The following is a 25,660-nucleotide window of genomic DNA, read 5'->3' on the forward strand; positions in this document are numbered from 1 at the left end:
TTAGATTATTGTAAAAAACAAAAAGGGTTAGAGATTTACGCCTATTGCATAATGTCAAGTCATATACATATATTATGTAAAGCAAAAGAAGGTTATTTATTGTCTAATATCATGCGTGATTTTAAAAAGCACACCTCAAAACAAATAATAAAAACCTTATTAATCTATCCAGAAAGTAGAAGAGAATGGATATTAGAATATTTTAAGAAAGCTTGTAAACATTTAAAACGAGAACAAAACTATAAAGTTTGGCAAGATGGTTATCATACAGAAGCATGTAGCTCCAATACATTTATAAAACAAAAGTTAGATTATATTCATAACAATCCTGTAAAAGACAAAATTGTAGCAAATCCAGAAGATTATGTGTTTAGTTCAGCAAGAAATTATGCTAGTTTAGATTATGAATTAGAGGTGCTGATTTTAAATATGTTTTAGTTTGTGCTCACGGATTTATAATCCGTGAGCATAAGTAAGAAATAAAAGAGCATCAAAATGGTGCTCTTTTTCATTTCTCTTACCTAAAACAAATTACAAAATTTAACATATTTAATTTGTAAAATGTTTGCAACACAATTGTAATATGTTTATATTTGTATTCGCTTTTCTAACAACGTTTACCGTTAGTTAATTATTAATTCGTGTTAAGTAGAAACTCTAAAAACCTAGGTTAATCCTATTCTGGTTAAGAAAACAAATACACTAAAGTAACCTTTGGTTAAGAGTTTGGTCTGCTTAAAATTAACACTCAAACATATTTATGAATATTATAAATAAAGCGCTATCAGAGTATGGCGTTAAGGAGATTATAGGCTCTAAAGATAACCATCGTATTTTAAAATACTTTAACGACATTGGTTTTGATGGCTCAAAACTAAAAGATGAAACCGCTTGGTGTAGTGCCTTTGTTAATTGGGTAGCCAAAACAACAGGTTATGAGTATTCTGGGAAACTAAATGCTAGAAGCTGGCTAAAAATTGGCCATTCTACAAAAACACCTCAAGTTGGAGATATTGTAGTACTGTGGCGAGAAAAACAAAACAGCTGGAAAGGCCATGTAGGTTTTTTTATTAAACAATCTAAAAACTTTGTTTATGTATTGGGAGGAAACCAACGCAACATGGTTTGTATTAAAGCCTATCCTAAAAGTCGTGTGTTAGACTATAAAAAACTCAATAAAATAAGTTAAACATAAAAACAAGAACACATGGATAAAGTAATCAAACTTTTATTTTGGTTACTCACACTCCTGTCTCCTGTAAATGGAGTTATGATTACCATAATTTTTTTAATAATAGTAGATTTTATTACAGGATCCTATGCATCCTTTAAAAAGAAAAATCCAATTAGAGCCTCTAAAATAGGACATACTATTTCTAAATTCTTTATTTATAATTTGGTAATATTAGCCGCATTTTTTTTAGAAAAACACATTGTAAACGAAGTGCCTTTTTTAAAAGTAATCGCTGGTTTTATAGCCATTGCTGAAATAAAATCCATTTTAGAAAACTATAACGAAATCTATGGTATTAATCCTTTTAAAGCCTTGGTTAATTTAATTAAGCAAACGCCTTTAAAAGACACCTTAGATAGCCTTACAGAAGACAAAAACACTTCCGAAGAAGTAAAGGAGAAGAGTTAACCTTTTTTTAAAAAACTAAAGCTTTCTGTTTAAAAACAGGAAGCAGGTTTTTAAATAACAACAAATTCATTTCTAACGATGATTAGGCATAATAGATACTATCTAAAAGTCATTAAAAACAAACAATTAAACTATAACAACAATGATTCAATTTTCAATAAAAACCGAAAAACTACTCCTCTTAACACTAATAGGACTCGTAGTATTTAATCTCTTTACAAAACGATGTAGTGGGTTAAAACCAACTAATCCTGAAGCAAAAATAACCACAACAAAAGATACAGTTTGGCAAGCAAAAAAAGACACATTTAAAGTGCAAACCGTACACTATAAAACAGTGTATGTAAACAGCGACGATATTTCAAAAATAATAGAAAGTAAAGACGAAGTTAATATGCCTTCAGAATATAACGAAGCCAAAGTGTACCAAGACACTTTAAGTAATAACGATATAGATATTTATAGCTACAATTTACTTCAAGGTAATTTGCTAGACAGCCAATTATCTTACAAATTAAAAGTGCCACGAGAAATTACAGTAACCAAAACCATTGAGCATCCTAAAACCTTTAGAAGCGGTTTATACCTATTCTCAGAAGTTGGCGGAAACACACAAACTTTAAACAACATTAGCTTAGGCCTACAATACAACCGTAAAGGCAATTGGTTTGCTAGCTATAGGTTTAATATTAACGATTTTAAACAACCAACACACAACATTGGTGTTGGTGTACGATTGTTTAAATAACACTAAAAATTATAATAATGAACGATATAAATATACTAATAGACTATTTAAACCCAAAAAAACATAGTGTTAGATTAATAGGAGAAAACGACTATCATTTAATAAAATAGATGCTACATTTTTAAATGAAAATCAAAACGAAAATTCCGATAACATAATTAAAATTATACGAAACGAATTACCAAAACCCAACACGTTTAACGATAGCTTTGTAAAACTAACAACTAACTATCCACTTTATACACATAAAGTTGAAGACCAAGTTAATTATTACTTTCAAAAAAATAATAATGGACTTATACAATACGTGTCGTTACAAGATTTGTTGTTGGATAATACAGACAGTACACATTTTCAAACATTAAATGATCAAAATTTTATACTCATTACACATGATAATCAATATTATTATCACAAAAACCAAGAGAGTATTTATTTTGCTGTATCAGGATTAGGGAGTTTCGATATTGTTAGTAAAGAGTTTTTGGATTACAACCCAAACCATTTAGGAGGTTTAAAAAGTGGTCATTACGAGGTTAATTATAAAGATGCTAAAGGCTATACAGACGATTTTTTTGATCACATGTTTACCTCCTATTTCGACCAAATAAAACGAAATATAAAACTAACTTTAAGTCCTCAAAAAGGAAAAGTACACTGGTATCCAGAAGCACAACTGCAAGGCAATAAAGTAGTCTTGTTTTATTATCATTCCATTAGAGGCAACCATAATTTTAGACCTTTAGACCACGAATATGCAATAAAAATAGAGTTTGAAAATGTTGAAGGGTTTTTAGGTTTTCTAGTAGTTACTTATTTTTTAAAAGGTATTTCCCCCTTGCAAGTTGTAGGAGAAATAGACACCAGAAAAGATAAATTTTTCGAAAGATATGTTATAATAATTAACCTTCTTTTAAAAAAATTTAAGACAGACATAGACCAAGCGCTAACCTATTTGCATTATATCCCAGCCGATTTTTTTATAAAAGAGCAAAACTTGTTTTTAAAAATGAAAGATCCAGACAATATTTTAGGCGCACAGTTTATTTGGGATATTATTGGTATTGCTCTAGAAGATCAATTAACAAATTTTGGAACAAATAAAGAAGACATTGTACTGCGCCTACTTAAAATATTAAAATACATACAGCAAGATGAAAACGCTACAATAGTCGAAAAAAACGATTTTTTATTAAACCAACTACTAACCAAAAAAACAACAGATGGAATTAGCTATTTACAAGCACTATATAGCAAGATGAATACCAATAATTTTGTAGATTATAACACGTATATATATAAATTATGGAAACAAAGTAGCTTTATAAATCCAGAAAACCCAATATATAGCGAAACATCTCCTTTGCCAAATAATGATGAAACAGAAAATAATAAAAACAAACCAAGATTAATATTCCCATATAAAACCAATAAACTGTTAGGCTTTTATAGTAGTAATATAAATACTGAAGATTTTAACAAAAAAGGAAACATTGTAATCACACCAGACGAGAAATGGGTAGATAATTTGGTTAAAGGTTTGGCAAATGTAGGATTGGGAGAAATTATTGAAAAATTTACAGAAGAAGACTGGAAAGCAGAGTACCATCCACTACAACCCATCTATCTAGCAGACCCAACAAACGATAAGGCAATGGAGTTACAACGCCTGTCACCAATGTTATTATTAAAAGCGAATGAAGATAAAAGCTTTTGGAGTAATGTTATTACAACAGCAGAGTATGGTTTGGATGCATTAAGTATAATGACAGGTATTCCAAACATCGCAAAGTTTAGGCATTTAGCACGCGCAGTACAAGTAGCCAAAAGCATTAAAAAAGGTAAAAAAGTAATTTGGTATTACAAAGCTAGTAAAGTCATAAAAGGGACAGCTGCAGCAGTAGAGATTACAAGTGGTACAGTTAATGCATTGTTAAAAATAACAGGTATAAAAGATAGTAAGTTTGGTGCTGCACTTAGCGAGTATTTATTTTGGCTAGAATTGTTATCTTTATCTGGAGAGTTAACCATGGCTATTAGAAAAGGGCTTAAAAAGTCTTCTAAAGAGATATTACAACACGAAGATAAATTAGATGATTTATTTCTTACTAGAGAAGAGCTTTTAGAGTTTCAAGAATATAGAAGATTAATAAAAACACTCCAAGAAATAAGTGAAACTTATATTGAAAAACAAAGTAAATTACTCTTTAGAGTGCAAGGAGGTAATACAAAACCTAATTTTAGCAAATTTAGATTTTTTTTAAATGAAGCAAACTAATTAAGTGTTGTAGGTAGCGATATTCTTCACGTAACATTTAATGATATTGAAAGAACAATTGAGTTTTTTATTAAACGAGGTAACAAAGCCGAGGTTTTTGTTGCAGAAGTCAACCCTAAGTTTGTTGAAAAAATAAGGAAAGAAGCTGTGCCTCAAATTAGAGTAAAAGAATTTCCAAATAAACCACAAATAGATGACCCATCAAAAACAAAAGGTTCTTTTGGTTTGCCAAAAGAATACTTTAATGAGTTATTACAAAATATAGCAAATCCACAAATAATTAAAAACAAATAAAATGAGTTATAACGATTATTCACAAGGCAAAGAAGTTAAAAGAATTAATGACTACAATAAGGATGAATACCCAACAGGACCAAAAATTATTATGATGGCTCACAATGTTGAAAACCCAGAACAAGTGTTAGCTAAAACAAAAGAAGTAATGCTGGCGGTTTCTCAATTTGCATATACAGATGATTGGCCATCTGACGAAGAATGGAAAACTATTTTACCAGAATGGTTTGTATCAAGTATGACCAACAAAACAAGTAAAGACAGAGATAAAGACCCAAATCAATGGCATTATGAATCTTGGGTGCATAACATAAAAATGCGGTCTTGGGTTTGGTGGAGTAGTAAAATTGGCGAAGATTACGTAAAAGTTACTTTGGAAGCTTTAGATATGCCTTACCTGCATGATAGCTTCAAATACATTTTCTATTCTCAAGGCATACCCATGAAAAATATTACGGATGATGATGATATTTATAATAAAACCTCTTGATTAATAAAAAAGCTACTTTCTCCGATCGCGCGGATTTGTAATCAGTGCCCAAAAGAGTAAGAGTAAGAGTAAGAGCAAGAGCAAGAGTAAGATAGGATAAGAAAAAAAGAGCATCTAATTTAGATGCTCTTTTTACATTTACAAAAAAGCTTAAATTGTAGAAAAAACAAGATATGTCTACAAAATATAAAGCAACAATGAGCGACACAGGTTATTTTGTAACCATAACAACAGTTGGTTGGGTAGATATCTTTACAAGACTAAAGCAACGTTACGTAATTATAAATGCTTTAGAATATTGTCAAAAACAAAAAGGATTAGAGATTTATGCGTATTGTATAATGTCAAGCCACATCCATATGCTATGTAAAGCAAAAGAGGGTTATTTGTTATCAAACATTATGCGTGATTTTAAAAAACATACCTCAAAACAAATAATAGAAACCATAAAAAATCATCCAGAAAGTAGAAGAGAATGGCTTTTAGATTATTTTCATAAAGCTTGTCAACATTTAAAAAGAGAACAGCAATATAAAGTTTGGCAAGATGGTTATCATGCAGAAATTTGCTTAACAAATAAGTTTATCCAGCAAAAGTTACATTACATTCATAATAACCCAGTAAAAGATAAAATAGTTGCAAACCCAGAAGATTATGTGTTTAGCTCAGCTAGAAATTATGCAGATTTAGATAATGAGTTAGAGGTTTTGGTTTTAAATGTGTTTTAGAAAGAAGCACGGATTACAAATCCGCGCGATCGGGTAACATTTTAACATTATAGAAGTTTTTAACTAAAAAAGATAAGAAATGAATTTTACAGATAAAGTACAACAGCAGTTTGAAAAATCAGGCTGGAAATCAGAAAGAAACGTATTAGATGAATACAATACAGATTTTATAAATAAAGCACCAGAATTTTTAGTAGAATTTTTAAAAGAGTATGGAGGTTTAGAAGTAGCAGACGCAAAAGATTATAAATCAGATGTTATAAATAAGCTACAATTAAATTACAGACATACTCTCTTAATTTCTGAAGATAAAGATGAATTAGATTATTTATTACCATTAATAAATAAAGAAGTATACTTGTTTGCCTACTTTGACCCAGATGGTTATTATATAGGTGTTGATGAAGAAGGTAAAGTATATATGATAGGCGATTATGTGTTTCACATTGCTAATTCTTTAGAAGAAGGAATTGAAATTTTAATTAAAGACGATTGGAGTAAAGGTTATATTCAGTTAAATGAAAATGATGGAACTTGGAATCCTTCAGAACATTATTCTGGATGGAATACATAATAAGTTTTCTAATAAATAAAAAGCTACTTTAGGGTAGCTTTTTTCATTTAAAGTAATTACTATCTTTATCAGGAGAGTTTACTCTTGCTAGCGCTCGTCTGTGACGAGTGACGATAAAGATTAGCAACCAACAAAAAGCCTCATCTTTTTAAGATGAGGCTTTTTGTTCTACACTAATAAAGCTAAAATTATTACAGCTTATTATTGTCTCTATTTACATCTGCCATCATTGCTTTAGGATCTATAGTAATAGACTTTATAGCACTTTTTGGTTTACTAATGCTAAAACTATAGGTTGGATAAGCCCAAGCCCAATCGTTTAAAGTTTTAGTTCCAACTGCAACAGGTTTTTCGCCACGCATCATTTGTAAAGGAATATAAAACTGCTCTGTCGTACCATCTGTATATTCTACTTCTAAATCTAAAGGCATTGGCATTAAACCAATACGCTCTAAATTAACAGTTGTAATGTTATTGTTTTCTTCTGTAGAAGTTATAGCGTAATCAATAGTATTCGTGGTTTGTGTCCAATCTGTTAAATACCAATCCAATTGTAAACCAGAAACTTTTTCGGCAACACGCATAAAATCGTTTGGTGTTGGATGTTTAAATGCCCAATCTTTATAATACTGTTTCAAGGTTTTATCTAAATTGTCCTTACCGATAACGTAACCTAACTGCGATAAAAACACAGAGCCTTTATTATAAGCAGCAATGCCATAGGCTAAATTAGTTTCAAAACGGTCTGCATGAGTAGTTTGTGGCTTTTCTTTACCAGATTTCACTAAATAATAATAGCCATTATAAGCAGCTGCAGCAGGATTAGCCTTACCAGAGTTATTTATTGCATTCATAGCATGATCACTAATGTAACTTGTAAAACCTTCGTCCATCCACTCGTGCTTAGCTTCATTTGTAGCTAATAAAAACTGAAACCAAGTATGTGCCAACTCATGTGCAGTAACACCAACTAAACTCCCAAACTTTCTTTTTCCAGTAATTAGAGTACACATAGCATACTCCATTCCTCCATCTCCTCCTTGTATTACAGAGTATTGCTCATAAGGATATTTCCCTAAGTTTTCTGAAAAATATTGCATTAAAGCCACTGTTTTAGGCTGTAAATCTTTCCAGTATTGTAAATTCTCTGCAGGCAAATCTTTTTTATAGTAAAAATGAAGCATTGGTCCATTAGGAACTTGTATAGTATCATGAATATAATCAGGATCTGCAGCCCAAGTAAAATCGTGAACATTTGGTGCTAAATAATGCAACGTTTTTTTATTCCCTTTTACTTTTGGATTGCCTTGTAAATACCCAGTTCCTCCAACAACATAATCTTTATCTATAGTTAATTTTAAGTCAAAATCGCCCCAAACGCCATGAAATTCTCTTCCAATGTAAGGGTCTGCATGCCAACCTTCAAAATCGTACTCTGCTAATTTTGGGTACCATTGCGTCATAGATAACGCTACACCTTCAGCACTATTTCTACCAGAACGACGAATTTGATTAGGCACTTGTGCATTAAAAACCATATCTAAAGTTACACTTTGTCCTGGTTTTATTGGACTTGCCAAATCAACCTCTAAAACTGTACCAACAGTGTCGTAACTTACTGCTGTTCCGTCTTGTTTTAACGAGGTGACTTTAATATATCCAATTTCGTTTGGTTTTAATTTGCTTATTCTGTCTCCAACACGTCTGTCTGGATCTTCAATAGTACGCGAACGCACATCCATTTCGCTTCCTGGCTGAAAAGCATTAAAGTATAAGTGATAAAACACTTTATCTAAAACATCTGGAGAGTTATTTGTGTAAACTAAGGTCTGTTTACCTTGATATTGAAAGGTATTAACATCCATGTCTATTTCCATTTTATAATCTACATGCTGTTGCCAGTAAGTCTCTTTTTTAGACGTTGTGTTTTGCGATTGTGACACAACATTTTTGGACGAGTTACATGCCATTAAAAATGCAAACGACAGGCTTAAAAGAAAGATTTTTTTCATAATTATAAATACTAAAAAAAGCCTCAATAATTAGCATTGAGGCCTTAAAAATTAAAACTATTTAGACAATTGCTTTGCCATAACTAAAGCGTTGTAAGCGTTTACAATTTTGCCAGATTTACTAATATCACCTAACGTTCTCACATCGTTAGCATTACCACCAACAACAACTTTTGCAGGAACAGGTAAACCAGAATCTAAAATGATTTGTTTTACTTGCGCAGCAGTTAGTTTTGGAAATTGAGAGCGAATTAAAGCAGCAACTCCAGCAACTCCAGGAGCAGCCATAGAAGTTCCACTATTTGGCTCATATTCGTTTTCTGGTACAGTAGAATAAATGTCTGATCCTGGAGCAAATACATCGACATTCTTTTTTCCATAATTAGAAAAACTAGAAATCATATTTGTTCCGTATTTGTTTGTTAACGAGCCTACTCTTATGTAAGTATTCGATACTTCTGGTCCTCCATTATTATCGTCTGGAAAATTAGGATTTGTATCTACATCTTTACTATCGTTACCAGCTGCGTGTACAAAAATCACATCGTTATCGCTAGCATATTTTATAGCATCTCTTACCCATTCTGCATGTGGAGAAAAGCTTTTTCCAAAACTTCCATTAATTACTTTTGCGCCATTATCTACTGCATAACGTATTGCTTTTGCTACATCTTTATCGTACTCATCTCCATTTGGTACAGTACGTATGCTCATTATTTTTACATTGTTTGCTACTCCATTTGCGCCTAATCCGTTATTGCGCTCTGCAGCTATTATACCTGCAACGTGAGTGCCATGGCTTTCCGATTTTTTTACAGGCATTACATTACCGTTTCCGTAACCTGGTTTGTCGTTAAAATCGTCTGGATTATCTCCTGTTTTACGTCCTTTAAGATCTTTATTAAGATTGTAATTTAAACGCTCTGCATACGCAGTAGCATATTTTTTTACGTCTTCTAAAGTTAAATCTCTTGAGTATAAAAATTTCTGAATACTAATTGCTTGAGATAAGGCTTCATCTTCAGTTTTAATAGCAGCAACATCTTTAGCTGTATAGTCTTTTTTATTCAAATGTTTTCTTATTGCTTCTTGTGCAGGTTCTATTTGTTGTAATAAACCGTCTATATTTTGTTTAGTCGCTACGGTTTCAGCATACATCTTATCGTATTCTGCTTTTACTTCAGCATAACGAGGTGCATTAGTGTTTCCGCTAGCGAGTATGCGAACAAATTCTAATTGCTCGTCGTAACCATCTCCAAGAAAATTCCAGCCATGGATATCATCTACATACCCATTTTTATCATCGTCTTTTCCATTGTTTGGTATTTCTTTGGTATTAGTCCAAAGCACTCCATCTAAGTCTTCGTGTTCAATATCAATTCCAGAATCTATAACAGCAACGATAACAGTTTGTCCTCTTTTTCCTTTTATAATTTCAGCATAAGCCTTATCTACACTCATTCCAGGAATGGTGTCTTTTACTAAATCTAAATGGCCCCAATTTTTTTCTTCAGCATCAGTTAAACTTGCTTCTTTAATTGGTGTATTATCAATGTTTTCAATAGGTGTAGTTAAAATTGGCGCTCCACTACCACCACAACTTGATAAAATAATAGCAGCAAAAGCTGATAAAATAATAGGTTTATTAATAAATTTCATAGTTAAATTGTGTTACTGTTATGTGTTTGAGTTAAAAATATCGTTGCACGTATATGTGTCTTTTAAACGCACACCTTTTTCTGTGTGTTGCACAGTAATAATTTCGTTATGTGCATCGTGTTCCAAAAATAAGTAATAATTATTATCTGCGGCTAAATTCAAGAATTTTTCTTTTTCGTTTAGAGTCAATAAAGGCCTAGTATCATAACCCATTACAAAAGGTAAAGGCAAGTGTCCAACAGTAGGCAATAAATCTGCCATAAAGCAAATAGTTTTTCCTTTGTAATTAATCATTGGGATCATTTGTTTTTCGGTGTGACCATTAGCAAAAAACACATCAAATCCTAAAGCAGAATTTTTTAGAATATCTTGTTCTGGGAGTTTTGTGAACTTTAATTGTCCAGAGCTTTCCATTGGTAAAATATTTTCTTTTAAAAAAGAAGCCACTTCTCGTCTATTAGGTTGTGTTGCCCAATCCCAATGGTTTTGATTACTCCATAAATTAGCGTTTTTAAAAGCGGGCTCCAATAGTGTTCTATCTTTGTTATATTGTATGGTGCCACCACAATGATCAAAGTGAAGATGCGTCATAAACACATCTGTAATGTCATCTCTATTAAATCCATGGCTTGCTAGTGATTTATCAATACTATCGTCTCCCCAAAGGTGATAATAACCATAAAATTTATCGCTTTGTTTATTGCCCATTCCTGTATCGATTAAAGTTAATCGATTTCCATCTTCAATTAACAAACAACGCGCAGCAATATCAATCATGTTATTACTGTCTGCAGGATTAGTTCTTGTCCATAAAGATTTGGGAACAACGCCAAACATTGCGCCTCCATCTAGTTTAAAATTTCCTGCTTGTATTGGATATAAATTCATGATTGCAAATTAAGAAATATGCTAGTATTTGTAGAATATATTAGCTTTTTATTAAGAAACACTATTTTTTAAACGCTTCTCTATGTTTTATAGCGCTTTAATTTTTTTTATAATTGAAAAACGTTTGTCGTATAAGATAAACATAGTGTATTTTAAGAGAACAGATTTTAAACTTTAAAATTTTAATCTAAATTTGAATTAAGTTATAATTGAAGAATTTGTAATTTCACAAAAAAAGTATAGATGTTAGAATTAGCAGGAATAATTATTTTAGGAATATTAGCGCAATGGGTAGCTTGGAAATTTAAAATTCCAGCCATTTTGCCTTTAATACTTATTGGCTTATTAGTTGGACCAATTGCAGCAGAGTTTTTAAGCGAAGATGGAACCAAGTGGATAGAACCTATTTGGAATGGAGAAAAAGGCCTGTTTCCTGGAGATAGTTTGTATTATTTTGTATCTCTGGCCATAAGTATTATTTTATTTGAAGGCGGTTTAACATTAAAACGCTCCGAAATAAAAAATGTAGGACCTGTAATTACTAAATTAATTACTGTTGGTTCTGCAATTACCTTTTTTGGAGCTGGTATTGTCGCACATTTTGTTTTTGAGTTAAGTTGGGATTTATCCTTTTTATTTGCTGGACTTATAATTGTTACAGGACCAACAGTAATTACGCCAATCTTACGTAATATTCCGCTTAAAAAAGACGTTTCTACTGTGTTAAAATGGGAAGGTATTTTAATCGACCCTATTGGTGCATTGGTAGCCGTTTTAGTATTTGAGTTTATTAGTGTTGGTGGAGATAGTGGGTTTACAAAAACGGCATTAATGGAGTTTGGTAAAATTGTACTTTTTGGTACTACTTTTGGATTTACTTTTGCTCATGCCTTAGCTTTTGCGATTAACAAAAATTTTATTCCTCACTATTTATTAAATGTAGTATCACTTTCTACTGTATTATTAGTGTTTGTTGAATCCGAATTATTTGCGCACGAGTCTGGTTTATTAGCAGTTGTAGTTATGGGAATGGTTTTAGGGAACAGTAAGCTAGATAACCTAAAAGAATTACTTTACTTTAAAGAATCCCTTAGCGTATTATTAATTTCAATATTGTTTATTTTATTAGCAGCAAATATAGATATCGAAGATTTATTATTGCTTTACACTTGGAAAACCGCTGTACTATTTGCAATCGTTGTATTTTTAATAAGGCCTTTGGCTGTTTTTGTGAGTACGCAAGGCTCTAAGCTTAATTTAAACGAAAAACTATTTATTAGTTGGGTTGGACCTCGAGGTATTGTTGCTGCTGGTATCGCGTCTCTTTTTGGAAGTAAATTAATGAAACAAGGCGTTGAAGGTGCAGAATATATTACACCTTTAGTCTTTATGATTGTTTTAGGAACCGTTTTATTAAACGCTACTACAGCACGATTATTTGCAAAATTAGTTGGTGTATTTTTAACAAAATCTAATGGTATTTTAATTGTTGGAGCCTCTAAATTACCACGTTTATTAGGTCATTATTTAGTAAATAATGGACGACATGTAGTGTTAATAGATAGTAACCAAAACAATATTGATAAGGCGGAAGAATTAGGCTTAGATGCATTTATCGCTAATATTTATTCCGACTCTCTTTCGGACAATATAGAATTAAATGATGTAGGTTATATAATGGCAATGACAGGAAACTCTGAAATTAATGCCTACGTTATCGAAAAATACAGTAAAGAATTTGGTGAAAATGGATCGTATAGATTAGTAACTTCAGACGAGATTAAAAACGCAGAATCAAGTCCAGAAGAAGGTTTGTTCTCTTCAACAGATGATTATATTAACTTAGAAAAAGTAACAAGGAATTATCCTGCCATACACGAAATAGAATTAGAGGATAAAGCGCATTACGAGAGCCTTATTGATATTGCAAGTAATGAGAAATACACCATTCCGTTATTTATAAAAGACGACGAAGGCGAGTTACACATTATTTCGTCTCAAAAATCTAAAGAAGAAGATATTGTAAAAGGCTACAAATTAGTGTATTTAGGAAAAGCTTTTGATGTGGAAATTGTGGAGACAAATTAGAGAAACTTAGTATTTTTTAAATGAAATTTTTTATAAGATCTTTAAACTATAAAAAGTTCATAGTTTTTAGTTTTGCTTTTAGTTTAGCTGTAGCAATTTTAACTTCACTTTTAACCCTTTTTTCTACAGAAAATTTTCAAACGGAAAGTACCTTATTCCATCAAAACATTTTTATTATATTTTGCATGGTTGTTTTTATTGGACCAATCATAGAGACTTTTATTTTTCAATTTCTTGTTATAGAAATAAGTATTAAACTAACAAAAAGTATATTATTAGTTGTTTTATTTTCTGGTTTAGTCTTTGCTGCATCTCATTTTTCAAATGAAAAAATATTAGTTGATAAAATAATAATACTTGTATCAACCTTTTGTTCTGGTATTGTTTGGGCACTAATTTATATTGAAGCAAAAAAAAGAAAAAACCTAAGTCCTTTTTTATTAATTTTAGGGATACATATTTTTGAGAATTTAATAGGTTTTATAATCAACTTTAACAACTTTAAAGGATGAAAAAATTATTGAATCTTGTTTTTATTTTATTAGGAGTAACCTATTTAATAGACGGAATTAAATTATTAAAGAATTAAAGCACTATTAAAACTTATCACATTTTTGATTTAGAAGTTAATATGATTTAAATTGCTGCCTTAAAGTTAATTATTGGTTTATTATTAATTGGAACAAGTATTAATAAAAACCTGTTAAAGCGAATATACAATGAAAACCTACACTAAAGTATTTCTCACAATTATTGCGATTTCAGTTCTTTATAATTTAGCACTATGCATAGCTTTTGCATCAGGTTATATTACTAACGTATGTAATTAGCGATTTTTATATTAAAAATCTAAAAGGTCATTTAATTTAAAATACCTAAATTAATCTTAGTCATATTTAGAAAGAAATTTCATAAAATCCCTTTTTCCAAAGCAACAGATTAATCATTCAACTTCAATACAGCCATAAACGCTTGTTGAGGAATTTCCACATTACCAACCTGTCGCATACGCTTCTTCCCTTTTTTCTGCTTTTCAAGTAATTTACGTTTACGCGATATATCTCCACCATAACATTTTGCAGTTACATCTTTACGCAATGCTTTTACAGTTTCTCTGGCAATAATTTTTGCTCCAATTGCTGCTTGTATAGGAATATCAAATTGCTGACGCGGAATTAACTCCTTTAACTTTTCACACATTTTTTTACCTATATGGTGTGCGTTATCTGCATGAATTAATGCAGAAAGCGCATCTACTGGTTGTGCATTTAATAATACGTCTAATCGTACTAATTTAGACACCTTCATCCCAATTGGATGATAATCGAAAGAAGCATATCCTTTAGAAACCGTTTTTAATCTATCGTAAAAATCGAATACAATTTCTGCTAAAGGCATTTCAAAAATTAACTCTACTCGAACTGGTGTTAAATAGGTTTGATTAATAATCATACCACGCTTTTCAATGCAAAGCGACATTACATTTCCAACAAAATCAGATTTTGTAATTATTGTAGCTTTAATAAAAGGCTCCTCAACACGATTTACTGTAGAAGGGTCTGGCAAATCACTTGGATTATTAACTATTAAAGGAACGTCTGGTTCTTTATTTGTAAAGGCATTGTACGATACATTGGGAACTGTGGTTATTACAGTCATATCAAACTCACGCTCTAATCGCTCTTGTATAATTTCCATGTGTAACATTCCAAGAAATCCACAACGGAAACCAAAACCTAAAGCGGCAGAACTCTCTGGAGCAAACACTAAAGAGGCATCGTTTAATTGCAATTTCTCCATAGAGTTTCTAAGCTCCTCATAATCTTCTGTATCTACAGGGTAAATACCAGCAAAAACCATTGGTTTTACATCCTCAAACCCTTCAACAATATTGGTAGTTGGCTTTGCAAAGTCAGTAATTGTATCACCAACTTTTACTTCTTTAGCCGTTTTAATACCAGTAATTAAATACCCAACATCACCAGCTTTTACGCTTTTTTTAGCAACCTGATTTAATTTTAGCGTACCAACTTCATCTGCAAAATAATCTTTACCTGTTGCTACAAATTTTATATGTTGTCCTTTTTTAATTTCGCCATTAAACACTCTAAAATAGGTTTCAATACCTCTAAATGTATTGTAAACCGAATCAAAAATTAATGCTTGTAATGGAGCTTCAGGATCTCCCTCAGGAGCAGGAATACGCTCAATAATTGCTTTTAAAATATTTTCTACACCAAAACCAGTTTTTCCACTTGCGTGTATAACTTCTTCTGGATCACAACCCAAAAGATCCACGATATCATCTGTTACTTCTTCTGGATTTGCGCTTGGTAAATCCACTTTATTAAGTACAGGTATAATTTCCAAATCATTCTCTAAAGCCAAATACAGATTAGAAATGGTTTGTGCTTGTATGCTTTGTGCAGCATCTACAATTAACAAAGCGCCTTCGCAGGCAGCAATGGAACGCGACACCTCATAAGAGAAATCGACGTGACCAGGTGTATCAATTAAATTTAAAACATACTCTTGTCCTTCAAAAGTATAGTCCATTTGTATGGCATGCGACTTTATGGTTATACCACGTTCGCGTTCTAAATCCATACTGTCTAAAAGTTGTGCTTGCTGTTCTCGAGCAGTTACAGAGCCTGTAACGTCTAACAAACGGTCTGCAAGTGTACTTTTTCCGTGGTCAATGTGTGCAATAATGCAAAAATTTCTAATGTGCTTCATAGTCAATAATCTTCTCTAAAAAGAAGTTACAAATATAGTGGATTTATTATGCATTAACACACTTTTATTTTTAACCAAAATGACACAAAATTTACGGGAAATCCGCAACAAAAAAGAAAAAACAAATAGTATATTGCATATTAAATTAATAGCGTTTTTTTGAAGGTTTTTACATACATAATTTTATTCACACTTTGCTCTTTACTTAGTGTTAATGCGCAAGAACACTCTATTTCCGGTACTTTAATAGATCAAAATAACGAGCCAGTAATTTATGCTAATGTGTTGCTATTAAAAGCTTCAGAAGAAGGATTTACACAACACAAAGGCGTGTCGTCTAACGAAAGTGGTTTTTTTGAATTTGAAACTATTAAAGCAGGCAAATATAGAATTTCAGCAAGTTTTTTAGGTTATAAAACGATAATTAAGGATTTTAATTTAAGTAAAAACGAAACATTTCAATTAGTTTTAGAAACAGATAATGAAGCTTTAGAGGAAGTTACAATAACTGTAAATAGACCAACCTTAAAAAAAGAAGTCGATCGGTTAGTGTTTAATGTCGCAAATACCTCTTTAAGTGAAGGTTCTATGTTAGAAGTGTTAAGAAGCACTCCTGGTGTTTTGGTTTTAGGCGAAGAAATTTCGATTAAAAACACAACTCCAACAGTTTTTATTAACGATAGAAAAGTACATTTATCTGCAAGCGAACTCACACAGCTTTTAGAAAACTCTCCAGCAAACGCCATTAAAAAAATTGAAGTAATTACAAATCCACCAGCAAAATATGATGCCGAAAGTGGAGCAGTGTTACATATTGTAATGAGTAAAAACCTAATTACAGGTTACAGAGGTACTGTATTTACAAACTACACTCAAGGTGTTTTTCCAAGATATACAGCAGGAATAAACCAGTTTTACAAAAGAAAAAAGGTTAATATTAATCTTAATTATAACTACTCACATAGTAAAATTAATAGAGAGAATGATGAGGTAATAAATTACACAAATAATGGTATTATAGATCAAATTTGGAATACAAATTTAAACCGAAACACAACGTCTAAAACGCATAATGCCAATCTAAATTTCGATTATTTTATAGACGAAAATAACACGCTAAGCATAACATCTAATGCCTTAGTGTTGCCTTATTTTAACTATTTAACCAAAGGAAACACAGTAGTTAACGATGTGGAATCTACTAACGATGACTATAGTTTTAATTCCAATAATTTGTCTAACGATAACAAGTATAATTTAGGTATTGATGTAGATTTTAAACACAATTTAAAAAACGGCTCTCGTTTGTTATTAAATACTCACGTTACAAAATATGACTATGACAGAAACCAACATGTAAATAGCGATTATTTAACTGCCAATTCTACGTTTGATTTTGATACAGCCTTTAAAACAAGAAACGACCAAAGAACCGAAATCTTTACGTCTCAATTAGATTACGAATTACCAATTAATGACAGCTCTAATTTTTTAGCTGGTATAAAGTCATCTAAAGTAAATACCGAAAGTAAAATTGTACAATACGATATTAATACTACCACTGGAGAATTATCTCTAAATACTGCTAATACTAATGCTTTTGATTACGACGAAGCTGTTTTTGCAGCTTACGTTAGCTATGATAAAAGTTGGGACAAATGGAGTTTTTCTGGAGGTTTAAGAGCAGAACAAACCAAAACAGAAGGGTTTTCTCCAACAACAAACAGCACAAACAAACAAGAGTATTTAGAGTGGTTTCCAACGTTAAATTTAAGTTATCAGGCTTTTGAAAACGCTAATTTGTACACCAATTTTAAACGCAGTATTAGCAGACCAAATTACCAGAGTTTAAATCCGTTTAACTATTTTTTAAACGATAATATTATTGTTACAGGAAACCCAAACCTCCAACCTGCAATTACAAATCACATTGTATTAGGTACAGAAATTAACAGTATATATACTATTGAAGCCTACTACAAAAAAACCAAAGGAGATATTCACGAATTACCATTACAGGATAATGTGAATAATGTTCAAATATACTCTCCAACAAATATTGATATTATTAAAGAATTAGGATTTGACTTTATAACTTATTTTGATGTTGTTGATAATTGGTCTGTTTACTTTGTGACTTCGTTTTATAACATTCAAAACGAAGCTAGTTTTAATATTGATAACGGAATAAGCTCTAATATTGAATTTTTAAAAACTAATCAATGGTCTAATTACTCGGTTTTAAGTAATGATTTTTCGTTTTTAAAGGATAGAAGTTTATCTGCAAATTTCACATTAACATACGTTGGAAAAAACCAGCAAGGCTTTATGGAAGTCGGTTCTCGTTTAGTTTCCGACCTTTCGTTTAGCAAAAAAGTGCTAAAAAATAAAGGTACACTATCCTTAGCTTTTGCCGATTTATTTAACCAGCAAGACTTTACTGTTCGCTCTAAATATGCTGATCAAAACAGTACAAATTTCACCAATTTGGACAATAGATATGTAAAACTTGGCTTTAGTTATAAGTTTGGTAATACGACGCTTGAAACTAACGAACGTACAAAAGAGCGTAAGGAACGCGATCGATTGAATAAATAATAGATTCCTACTTAGGCTGGAATATGTTAATAATGAAGAAATCTTTAATTAACTTTTAAACAACAATACGTTACAAGAAATTAAAATTTATAGTGCTCATGGAGAAAACCATAGAGTAAATTATAAGTATGGGTTACTGAATTGACAATTTGAAAGCACTCAATATTCACACGAAAAACGTATAATATAAGTATTGTAGATTGGAAAAACTAGACTAAACATTTAAGAGATCCCATTTTTCAAAGGGATTTTATTAATCCTGCCACTCTGCAATAAACAAGTTTGTATCGCGTCCTCCACCATTATTTCTATTAGAAGAGAAGGCTAAATATTTTCCATCGTTAGAAAACACCGGAAACGCATCAAATGTTTCGCTATGTGTTACACGCTCTAAATTTTTACCATCAATATCTATTAAGTAGAGATTAAACGGGAAACCACGTTCAGCTTCAAAATTAGAAGAGAATAATATTTTTTTTCCACTAGGATGAAAAAACGGACTCCAATTCGCGTTTCCTAAATCGGTTAATTGGCGTAAGTCACTACCATCTGCACTACAAATATAAAGTTCCATATCTGTTGGTTCTACTAAGCCTTCAGCTAATAAATCCTTATACTCTTTAATTTCTTTTTCGGTTTTTGGACGTGAGGAGCGAAATATAATTTTTGTACCATCTGGAGAGAAAAAGGCACCTCCATCGTAACCCAATTCGTCTGTAATTTGTTTTACATTGCTACCATCTAAATTCATAGTATATAACTCTAAATCACCACTTCTGGTTGAAGTAAATACTATTTTATCGCCTTTTGGAGAGACTGTTGGCTCTGCATCGTAACCTTTTTCGTGTGTTAATTGCTTTACAATATTACCTTCTAAATCTGCTACAAAAATATCGAAGGTGTCGTAAACAGGCCAAATGTATTTTCCGTTTTTACGTAAAGGTGTATCTGGACACTTTTCGTCTCCTAAATGTGTAGAAGCGTAAATTATATGCTTATTGTCTGGCATAAAATAAGAACAGGTTGTACGTCCTTTTCCTGTACTTACCATTGGAGGCGCAATACTGTCAAAGGTTTGGTTTGCATTCATTAAAAACATTTGGTCACAGCTTACGTTCCATTTTTTGTAGTTGGATTGAAATACCAATTGCTTATCGTCAAAACTCCAATAGGCTTCCGCATTATCTCCACCATGAGTTACCTGTCTTAAAGATTTAAAATGAGTTTCTTCAGGATAAATTAAATCGTTTTTAGTTTCAGTAGATTCAACAGTTTTTGTGGTTTCTGTTTTTACTTCATTTTTACAGCTAAAAAAAGCAAAGACGAAAAAAAGAATGTATATACGATTCATTGATAATAATTTAAGAGTATTGATTAAATTTGTGTAAAATTAATACTTCTGAATAATGAAATATAATATTATCCTTGTTTTTTTACTACTACTTTCTGCTTGTAAAACCGAAAAACCGAAACTGGTAACTATAGAAGAAGATGTCGCTTTCCTATCGAGCGATAGTTTAGAAGGCAGACAAACAGGAAGCGAAGGCGAACAAAAAGCAGCGCAATATATAGCAGATCGTTTTACAGCAATAGGACTTCAATCAAAAGGAACTGATGGTTTTTTTCAGACGTTTTCTTTTAAACCGAAAACAAATCCACATCAAAAAGTAAATTACACAGTAAAAGAAGGCGATAGTACCATTACAGCAACTAATGTAATTGGTTTTATAGATAATAAAGCCGAAAACACTATTATTATTGGAGCACATTACGACCACTTAGGTTATGGCGCAGAAGGCTCTTTACATAGAGGAGAAAAAGCCATTCACAATGGAGCAGATGATAATGCAAGTGGTGTTGCAGTGTTATTAAATTTAGCTAAAAAATTAATGGCCGGAAATAGTAATAATAACTATTTATTTATGGCGTTTTCTGGTGAAGAAATGGGATTATTAGGCTCTAATTATTTCGTAAAAAACCCAACTATAGACACAAAAAAAGTAAACTATATGATTAATATGGATATGGTTGGACGTTTAAAAGCAGACAGTACCTTGGCAGTTTATGGCGTTGGAACCTCTCCAATTTTAAAGCAAACACTAACTTCTAATAACGAGAAGTTTAAGTTAATACAAAAAGAATCTGGTGTTGGACCAAGCGATCACACGTCGTTTTATAATGCAGATATTCCTGTATTGCATTTTTTTACTGGTCAGCACGAAGACTACCATAAACCAACAGATGATGCCGAAAAACTGAATTATGAAGGCATGAAAACCATCTCAAATTATATTTATGAAATTATTTCAGACTTAGATAATAATGGAAGATTACCATTTAGAAAAACTAAAAATGAAAGTGACGACGTACCTCGTTTTAAAGTCGGTTTAGGTGTAACACCAGATTATTTATTTGATGGAAAAGGCATGCGAATAGATGGCACAAGAGAAGATACTCCAGCATTTAAAGCAGGTTTGCAACGAGGAGATATTGTAACTAAACTTGGCGATAGTACAATAACAGACATGATGAGTTATATGCGCGCTTTATCTGCTTTTGAAAAAGGCGATAAAACAAAAGTAATTGTAAAACGTGGCGAAGAATTAGTTGAAACTGAGGTTACATTTTAAACTCAAAAATCTGGAAGATTTAGCGATGTCATTCAGAGCAAAGCGAAGAATCTTTTTGCATTTTTTTTTTTATGAGATTCTTCGCTATCGCTCTGAATGACAAAACAGTATAGGATGATAAACACCAAACAAGACTTTATTAGTAAAATTCATCTATTAATATCTGTAGTAATAGTCGTTCCTGTTGCGATAATTTATGGTTTTAAACCAGAATTAAGTTTCGATATGTATTTGGAAACTATAGACGAGCATAACTTTTACAAAGCCATTATGGGATTGTATCTTGGATTCTCAACCTTATGGATTTTAGGACTATTTAAAACCAATTATTTAAAACTAGCACTAATTACTAACATGATTTTTATGTTAGGCTTAGGTTTTGGTAGAGTGCTAAGCATTGTACAGGATGGCGTACCAACGTTTGGCTATGTTTTTGGAAAAGTAGCAGAGTTGTTTTTAGGATTTTATGGTTTGTGGTTAATAACCAGACATAATGGCTCCACAAACACCAAGGCTAATAATGGTATAAACCACAGCTAAAATAAATAATACTTTAGATGTTTTTTTATGCTTTTTAATTATAGCCAATCCCACTATTGCTAATATTATTGCAGGACCTAACATTATAAGCAATAACATAACAACTAAACCATCTAAATTTCCTACTTCTAAAAACATATCAACTTATATTAACCCATTACAATATCCCAAACTTATTAATGCATAAACGACTATTACAATACCTAAAATTTTAGCAATTTTAGGTTTCTTTTTTCGTAAAGCTAATGCAAATATTCCAATAATTAAAGGCACACCAAATACTAACAATACTCCTAATAGAATTATAAAGCCATAATCTGTAGAGTCAATTAAAAGCATAGGCATTACGAAATCTCATTTCTAAGTTCCTCCAAACGTGCTTTTTTATCGTCGCGATAAAATAAATTCATAGTTTCAAAAGGAATAATTTTATTGTCTTTATCCACAATATGCACACACGATTTTTTTATCGCTCTCACATCAAAATTATAAGCATCAATAAATTGCATAATTATAACTCTAAATAAATTATCGTAACCCAATTCTGGCGCATCAATATTAGGCAGACAGCACATAATAGATTTTAAATTTTCTTCAGCCACTTCAACAGAGTTTCCTGTACTAAACAACTCTATCATTTTGCCTTGTAAGGCTTCATCTTGCTCGTAAATTATAGTATTCTTGCTATTATCTAGCAAATCATTTGGATTAATATATCGTGTTAACGGAAACACCTCATCTCCTAATTTAAGAGCATAACCCATAACCAAAGCATCAGGATTACAAGGTACAGGCAGCAAATCGTCCGAATTAAAAATAGACGTCTGCTCCATAATTTTACGTCGCACTTCTGTAATGGTCATCCTATCGGTTTCAGGATTAAAATTATCTAATCGTCCAGCAATTTGAGTAGGCTGTAACGTCACACCACGAACACATTTTTGTTGTAATGCATAATCAATTATTTTACCTATTTCGCCATCATTTAATCCTTTTTGTAGCGTAACCACTAAAGTCGTCGATAAGTTTAATCTATTGAGATTTTTAAGCGCTTGTTTACGTATTTCATTTAAATCTGCACCACGCAATTCGCGCAGTACGCTATTTTCAAACGAATCAAATTGCAAATAAATTTCAAAATCTGGTGCGTACGTTTTTAATCGTTCCGCGAAAGCGACATCTTTAGCAATTTTAATCCCGTTAGTATTTAGCATTAAATGCCTAATAGGCAACGACTTTGCATAATCCATAATTTCCCAAAACTGCGGATGTATTGTTGGCTCACCTCCAGAAATCTGTACCACATCTGGCTCCTTTTCATTCCTCACAATAGTATCTAACATTGCCTTAACTTCGTCTAAAGTACGATGCCTTCCGTAGGTTGGCGACGAGCCAGCATAACACGTTGGACAGGTTAAATTACAACGATCTGTAACCTCAACAACAGTCAAGCAAGAATGTTGCTCATGATCTGGACACAAACCACAATCGTAAGGACAACCATAATCCGTTTTGGTATTAAAGGTATAAGGCGTTTCGCTAGGTTTGTTATAATTACGTATGTTTTTGTAATACTCAATATCGTCTGCAATTAACACCTTACTATTACCATGTTCCTTACAGCGTTTTAGCATATAAACATTACCATCTTCAAACACAATTTTAGCATCCACACGCTTTAAACATTCCGGACAAAGGCTTAGCGTAAAATCGTAATAGGTATAGTTTCTAACTGGCATTTGTTTGTTTTTAAAATTATTTTGGCGTTACCACAAGGGTCAGGCTTTACGTTACAATCTTTTTGCTCGTGCCTCACAAAAAGGATTTCCACTGCAATCCTTAACGCGCTTTATTGCTAATAACAGTATTAGCAATAAATTTACTGTAATACAACCAACAAATTACACATAAAAGTTGAATAGTACTTAATCCAAATACATAAAACACATTGGGTTTTAAAAACTCGATAAAAAACCGAAACCCAAAGTAACTGAGCATGAATAGTTTAAATAAATCTCCATTATTTAAAGTAATATGTGATTTAATATATTTTAAAATTAAAAACAACACAACTAAAAACACCAATTCGTAAAAAGAGGTTGGGTGCCTAAGTAAACCATCGCCTAAATCCATTCCAAAAATAGAATCTGTTACACGTCCATAAGTAAACTCTTTTACACCTATTAAAAAACAGCCAATTCTACCAATAAAAATGCCAACAATAATAGGAAACACAAACAAATCTCCAGAAGAACTTTTTTCGCCAATAAGTTTTTTCGCCAATTCTACACCAAGTAAGCCACCAAATAGTCCTCCCATTATGGTTTTTGTGTTTAATAGTGCAATAAGGTTTTGTTGCGAAAATTCAACTAGAGGATTCTCTAAGAGTCCAACTAAACGCGAACCAATTAACGCTCCAAGAGCTGCACCTAAAATTATAGACAGCCTGTTATTGGAGGAAATAACATCAGACTGTTGTCGTCTTAAAATAACATAATATCTAAAGGCAATAAAAAAGGCTAAATACTCTAAAATAAGATGAATATTTATTTGGTAGCCAAAAATTGTGGGTTCGAAAGGGATTTGCAAGATTATTTTTTTTATAAATATAAATTATTTTCACTCAGACCTCACAGGTTTTTAAAACCTGTGAGGTCTTTTATTCACAATTACCTAAAAAACCTTAATTTTGCTCCAAAATTAAATACACTTGGTAAAAATAGGCAACATAGAACTTCCGGATTTCCCATTACTTCTAGCTCCAATGGAAGATGTAAGCGATCCACCATTTCGTGCATTGTGTAAAGAACAAGGTGCAGATGTGGTTTACACAGAGTTTGTAAGTAGCGAAGGCTTAATTCGTAATGCTGCAAAAAGCGTTATGAAGTTGGATATTTACGAAAAAGAACGACCTGTTGGCATTCAAATTTTTGGAGCCAATATGGAAAGCATGTTGCAAACTATAGATATTGTCGAAAAATCCAATCCGGATATTATTGATATTAACTTTGGTTGTCCTGTTAAAAAAGTAGTAAGCAAAGGTGCTGGAGCAGGTATTTTAAAAGACATTTGTTTAATGGAACAATTGACTGCCGAAATGGTAAAACGCACCAATTTACCTGTTACTGTAAAAACGCGTTTAGGTTGGGATCACGACTCTATTAAAATTGTTGAGGTTGCAGAACGCTTACAAGATGTGGGTTGTGCTGCAATTTCTATTCATGGTAGAACCAGAGCACAAATGTATAAAGGGGAAGCCGATTGGAAACCTATTGCTGCAGTAAAAAACAATCCAAGAATGCACATTCCTGTATTTGGAAATGGCGACGTGGATTCTCCAGAAAAGGCAATGCTTATGCGAGATGAGTTTGGATTAGATGGCTGTATGATTGGTCGTGCAACAATTGGTAATCCTTGGTTTTTTAAACAAGTAAAACACTTTTTTGAAACTGGAGAACATTACAGGCCAATTACAATGCAAGAGCGTGTAGAAGCTGCTCGCAGACACTTACAAATGTCCATAGATTGGAAAGGCGAAATTTTAGGTGTTTTTGAAACCAGACGTCACTATACCAACTACTTTAAAGGCATTCCACATTTTAAAGAACATAGAATGAAAATGGTAACTAGCGATGCTTCGGCAGATGTTTTTGCTGCTTTTGATGAGGTGTTGGAGAAGTTTGGAGACTTTCTGTTTGCGGAGTAGCTTGTAATCACTCTATAAAACAAAACCATAGCAGGTAAGTGCAAGAAGG

Annotated in this window: 23 protein-coding genes; 15 read left to right on the forward strand and 8 right to left on the reverse strand. The window is 32.0% G+C overall.

What is annotated here, in order from left to right; genetic code table 11:
* From ACVC5O_RS02825 to ACVC5O_RS02865, 9 genes are all read left to right on the forward strand, one after another.
* Positions 1-438: REP-associated tyrosine transposase (locus ACVC5O_RS02825; RefSeq protein WP_452219946.1), on the forward strand; the 438-nt coding region annotated here is incomplete at its 5' end.
* Between the two features lie 322 nt (positions 439-760).
* The gene (locus tag ACVC5O_RS02830; protein WP_452219947.1) at positions 761-1,189 is read left to right on the forward strand and encodes a TIGR02594 family protein; all 429 of its coding nucleotides are present in this window, start codon (positions 761-763) and stop codon (positions 1,187-1,189) included.
* An 18-nt stretch (positions 1,190-1,207) separates the two neighbouring features.
* Complete coding sequence (locus ACVC5O_RS02835; protein ID WP_452219948.1) at positions 1,208-1,642, forward strand: phage holin family protein; 435 nt, start codon at positions 1,208-1,210, stop codon at positions 1,640-1,642.
* Between the two features lie 142 nt (positions 1,643-1,784).
* Entirely contained in the window at positions 1,785-2,390 is a 606-nt protein-coding gene (locus ACVC5O_RS02840) for a hypothetical protein (protein WP_452219949.1), read from the forward strand.
* A gap of 307 nt (positions 2,391-2,697) precedes the next feature.
* On the forward strand, positions 2,698-4,668 hold the full coding sequence (locus ACVC5O_RS02845) for a hypothetical protein (protein ID WP_452219950.1): 1,971 nt from the start codon (positions 2,698-2,700) through the stop codon (positions 4,666-4,668).
* Between the two features lie 147 nt (positions 4,669-4,815).
* On the forward strand, positions 4,816-4,962 hold the full coding sequence (locus tag ACVC5O_RS02850) for a hypothetical protein (protein ID WP_452219951.1): 147 nt from the start codon (positions 4,816-4,818) through the stop codon (positions 4,960-4,962).
* Between the two features lies 1 nt (position 4,963).
* Positions 4,964-5,452 carry a hypothetical protein gene (locus tag ACVC5O_RS02855; RefSeq protein WP_452219952.1) on the forward strand — a complete coding sequence of 163 codons (489 nt, stop codon included), beginning with the start codon at positions 4,964-4,966 and terminating at the stop codon, positions 5,450-5,452.
* 173 nt (positions 5,453-5,625) lie between these two features.
* Entirely contained in the window at positions 5,626-6,180 is a 555-nt protein-coding gene (locus ACVC5O_RS02860; protein ID WP_028607242.1) for an REP-associated tyrosine transposase, read from the forward strand.
* A 79-nt stretch (positions 6,181-6,259) separates the two neighbouring features.
* Complete coding sequence (locus tag ACVC5O_RS02865) at positions 6,260-6,754, forward strand: SUKH-3 domain-containing protein (protein WP_452219953.1); 495 nt, start codon at positions 6,260-6,262, stop codon at positions 6,752-6,754.
* Between the two features lie 191 nt (positions 6,755-6,945).
* Here ACVC5O_RS02865 and ACVC5O_RS02870 read toward each other — a convergent pair whose 3' ends face one another.
* Genes ACVC5O_RS02870 through ACVC5O_RS02880 form a run of 3 tightly spaced genes read right to left on the reverse strand, consistent with a single transcriptional unit; the run spans position 6,946 to position 11,313 of the window.
* Entirely contained in the window at positions 6,946-8,766 is a 1,821-nt protein-coding gene (locus ACVC5O_RS02870) for a M1 family metallopeptidase (RefSeq protein WP_452219954.1), read from the reverse strand.
* A gap of 57 nt (positions 8,767-8,823) precedes the next feature.
* Entirely contained in the window at positions 8,824-10,425 is a 1,602-nt protein-coding gene (locus ACVC5O_RS02875) for a S8 family peptidase (protein WP_452219955.1), read from the reverse strand.
* A gap of 18 nt (positions 10,426-10,443) precedes the next feature.
* A complete protein-coding gene (locus ACVC5O_RS02880; RefSeq protein ID WP_452219956.1) occupies positions 10,444-11,313 on the reverse strand; it encodes an MBL fold metallo-hydrolase in 870 nt (289 codons plus the stop codon).
* A 243-nt stretch (positions 11,314-11,556) separates the two neighbouring features.
* On the opposite strand from ACVC5O_RS02880, the gene ACVC5O_RS02885 reads away from it, so the two are divergent.
* The gene (locus ACVC5O_RS02885; protein WP_452219957.1) at positions 11,557-13,401 is read left to right on the forward strand and encodes a cation:proton antiporter; all 1,845 of its coding nucleotides are present in this window, start codon (positions 11,557-11,559) and stop codon (positions 13,399-13,401) included.
* Between the two features lie 20 nt (positions 13,402-13,421).
* Positions 13,422-13,913 (forward strand): CPBP family glutamic-type intramembrane protease, encoded by a 492-nt coding sequence (locus ACVC5O_RS02890; RefSeq protein WP_452219958.1) that lies wholly within the window; start codon positions 13,422-13,424, stop codon positions 13,911-13,913.
* Between the two features lie 427 nt (positions 13,914-14,340).
* On the opposite strand, the gene lepA is transcribed toward ACVC5O_RS02890, so the two are convergent.
* On the reverse strand, positions 14,341-16,137 hold the full coding sequence (lepA, locus tag ACVC5O_RS02895; protein WP_452219959.1) for a translation elongation factor 4: 1,797 nt from the start codon (positions 16,135-16,137) through the stop codon (positions 14,341-14,343).
* 159 nt (positions 16,138-16,296) lie between these two features.
* On the opposite strand from lepA, the gene ACVC5O_RS02900 reads away from it, so the two are divergent.
* A complete protein-coding gene (locus ACVC5O_RS02900) occupies positions 16,297-18,735 on the forward strand; it encodes a TonB-dependent receptor domain-containing protein (RefSeq protein ID WP_452219960.1) in 2,439 nt (812 codons plus the stop codon).
* A gap of 253 nt (positions 18,736-18,988) precedes the next feature.
* Here ACVC5O_RS02900 and ACVC5O_RS02905 read toward each other — a convergent pair whose 3' ends face one another.
* Positions 18,989-20,086 carry a TolB family protein gene (locus tag ACVC5O_RS02905; RefSeq protein WP_452219961.1) on the reverse strand — a complete coding sequence of 366 codons (1,098 nt, stop codon included), beginning with the start codon at positions 20,084-20,086 and terminating at the stop codon, positions 18,989-18,991.
* 55 nt (positions 20,087-20,141) lie between these two features.
* Between ACVC5O_RS02905 and ACVC5O_RS02910 the strand changes: the two genes are divergently transcribed.
* Together ACVC5O_RS02910 and ACVC5O_RS02915 are read left to right on the forward strand one after the other, a co-directional pair.
* Positions 20,142-21,365 carry a M28 family peptidase gene (locus tag ACVC5O_RS02910; protein WP_452219962.1) on the forward strand — a complete coding sequence of 408 codons (1,224 nt, stop codon included), beginning with the start codon at positions 20,142-20,144 and terminating at the stop codon, positions 21,363-21,365.
* 114 nt (positions 21,366-21,479) lie between these two features.
* A complete protein-coding gene (locus ACVC5O_RS02915; RefSeq protein WP_452219963.1) occupies positions 21,480-21,905 on the forward strand; it encodes a DUF4345 domain-containing protein in 426 nt (141 codons plus the stop codon).
* A gap of 144 nt (positions 21,906-22,049) precedes the next feature.
* On the opposite strand, the gene ACVC5O_RS02920 is transcribed toward ACVC5O_RS02915, so the two are convergent.
* From ACVC5O_RS02920 to ACVC5O_RS02930, 3 genes are all read right to left on the reverse strand, one after another.
* Complete coding sequence (locus tag ACVC5O_RS02920) at positions 22,050-22,250, reverse strand: hypothetical protein (protein ID WP_452219964.1); 201 nt, start codon at positions 22,248-22,250, stop codon at positions 22,050-22,052.
* On the reverse strand, positions 22,250-23,644 hold the full coding sequence (locus ACVC5O_RS02925; protein WP_452219965.1) for a radical SAM protein: 1,395 nt from the start codon (positions 23,642-23,644) through the stop codon (positions 22,250-22,252). Before ACVC5O_RS02925 ends, ACVC5O_RS02920 begins: the two co-directional genes overlap by 1 nt.
* Before the next feature lie 100 nt (positions 23,645-23,744).
* Positions 23,745-24,494 carry a prolipoprotein diacylglyceryl transferase gene (locus ACVC5O_RS02930; protein WP_452219966.1) on the reverse strand — a complete coding sequence of 250 codons (750 nt, stop codon included), beginning with the start codon at positions 24,492-24,494 and terminating at the stop codon, positions 23,745-23,747.
* A 121-nt stretch (positions 24,495-24,615) separates the two neighbouring features.
* Here ACVC5O_RS02930 and dusB point away from each other — a divergent pair, with 121 nt between their 5' ends.
* Positions 24,616-25,611: a tRNA dihydrouridine synthase DusB gene (dusB, locus tag ACVC5O_RS02935; RefSeq protein ID WP_452219967.1), complete on the forward strand. Its 996-nt coding sequence runs from the start codon at positions 24,616-24,618 to the stop codon at positions 25,609-25,611.
* The last annotated feature ends 49 nt before the right edge of the window (positions 25,612-25,660 follow it).

This window comes from Lacinutrix salivirga (assembly GCF_053604675.1).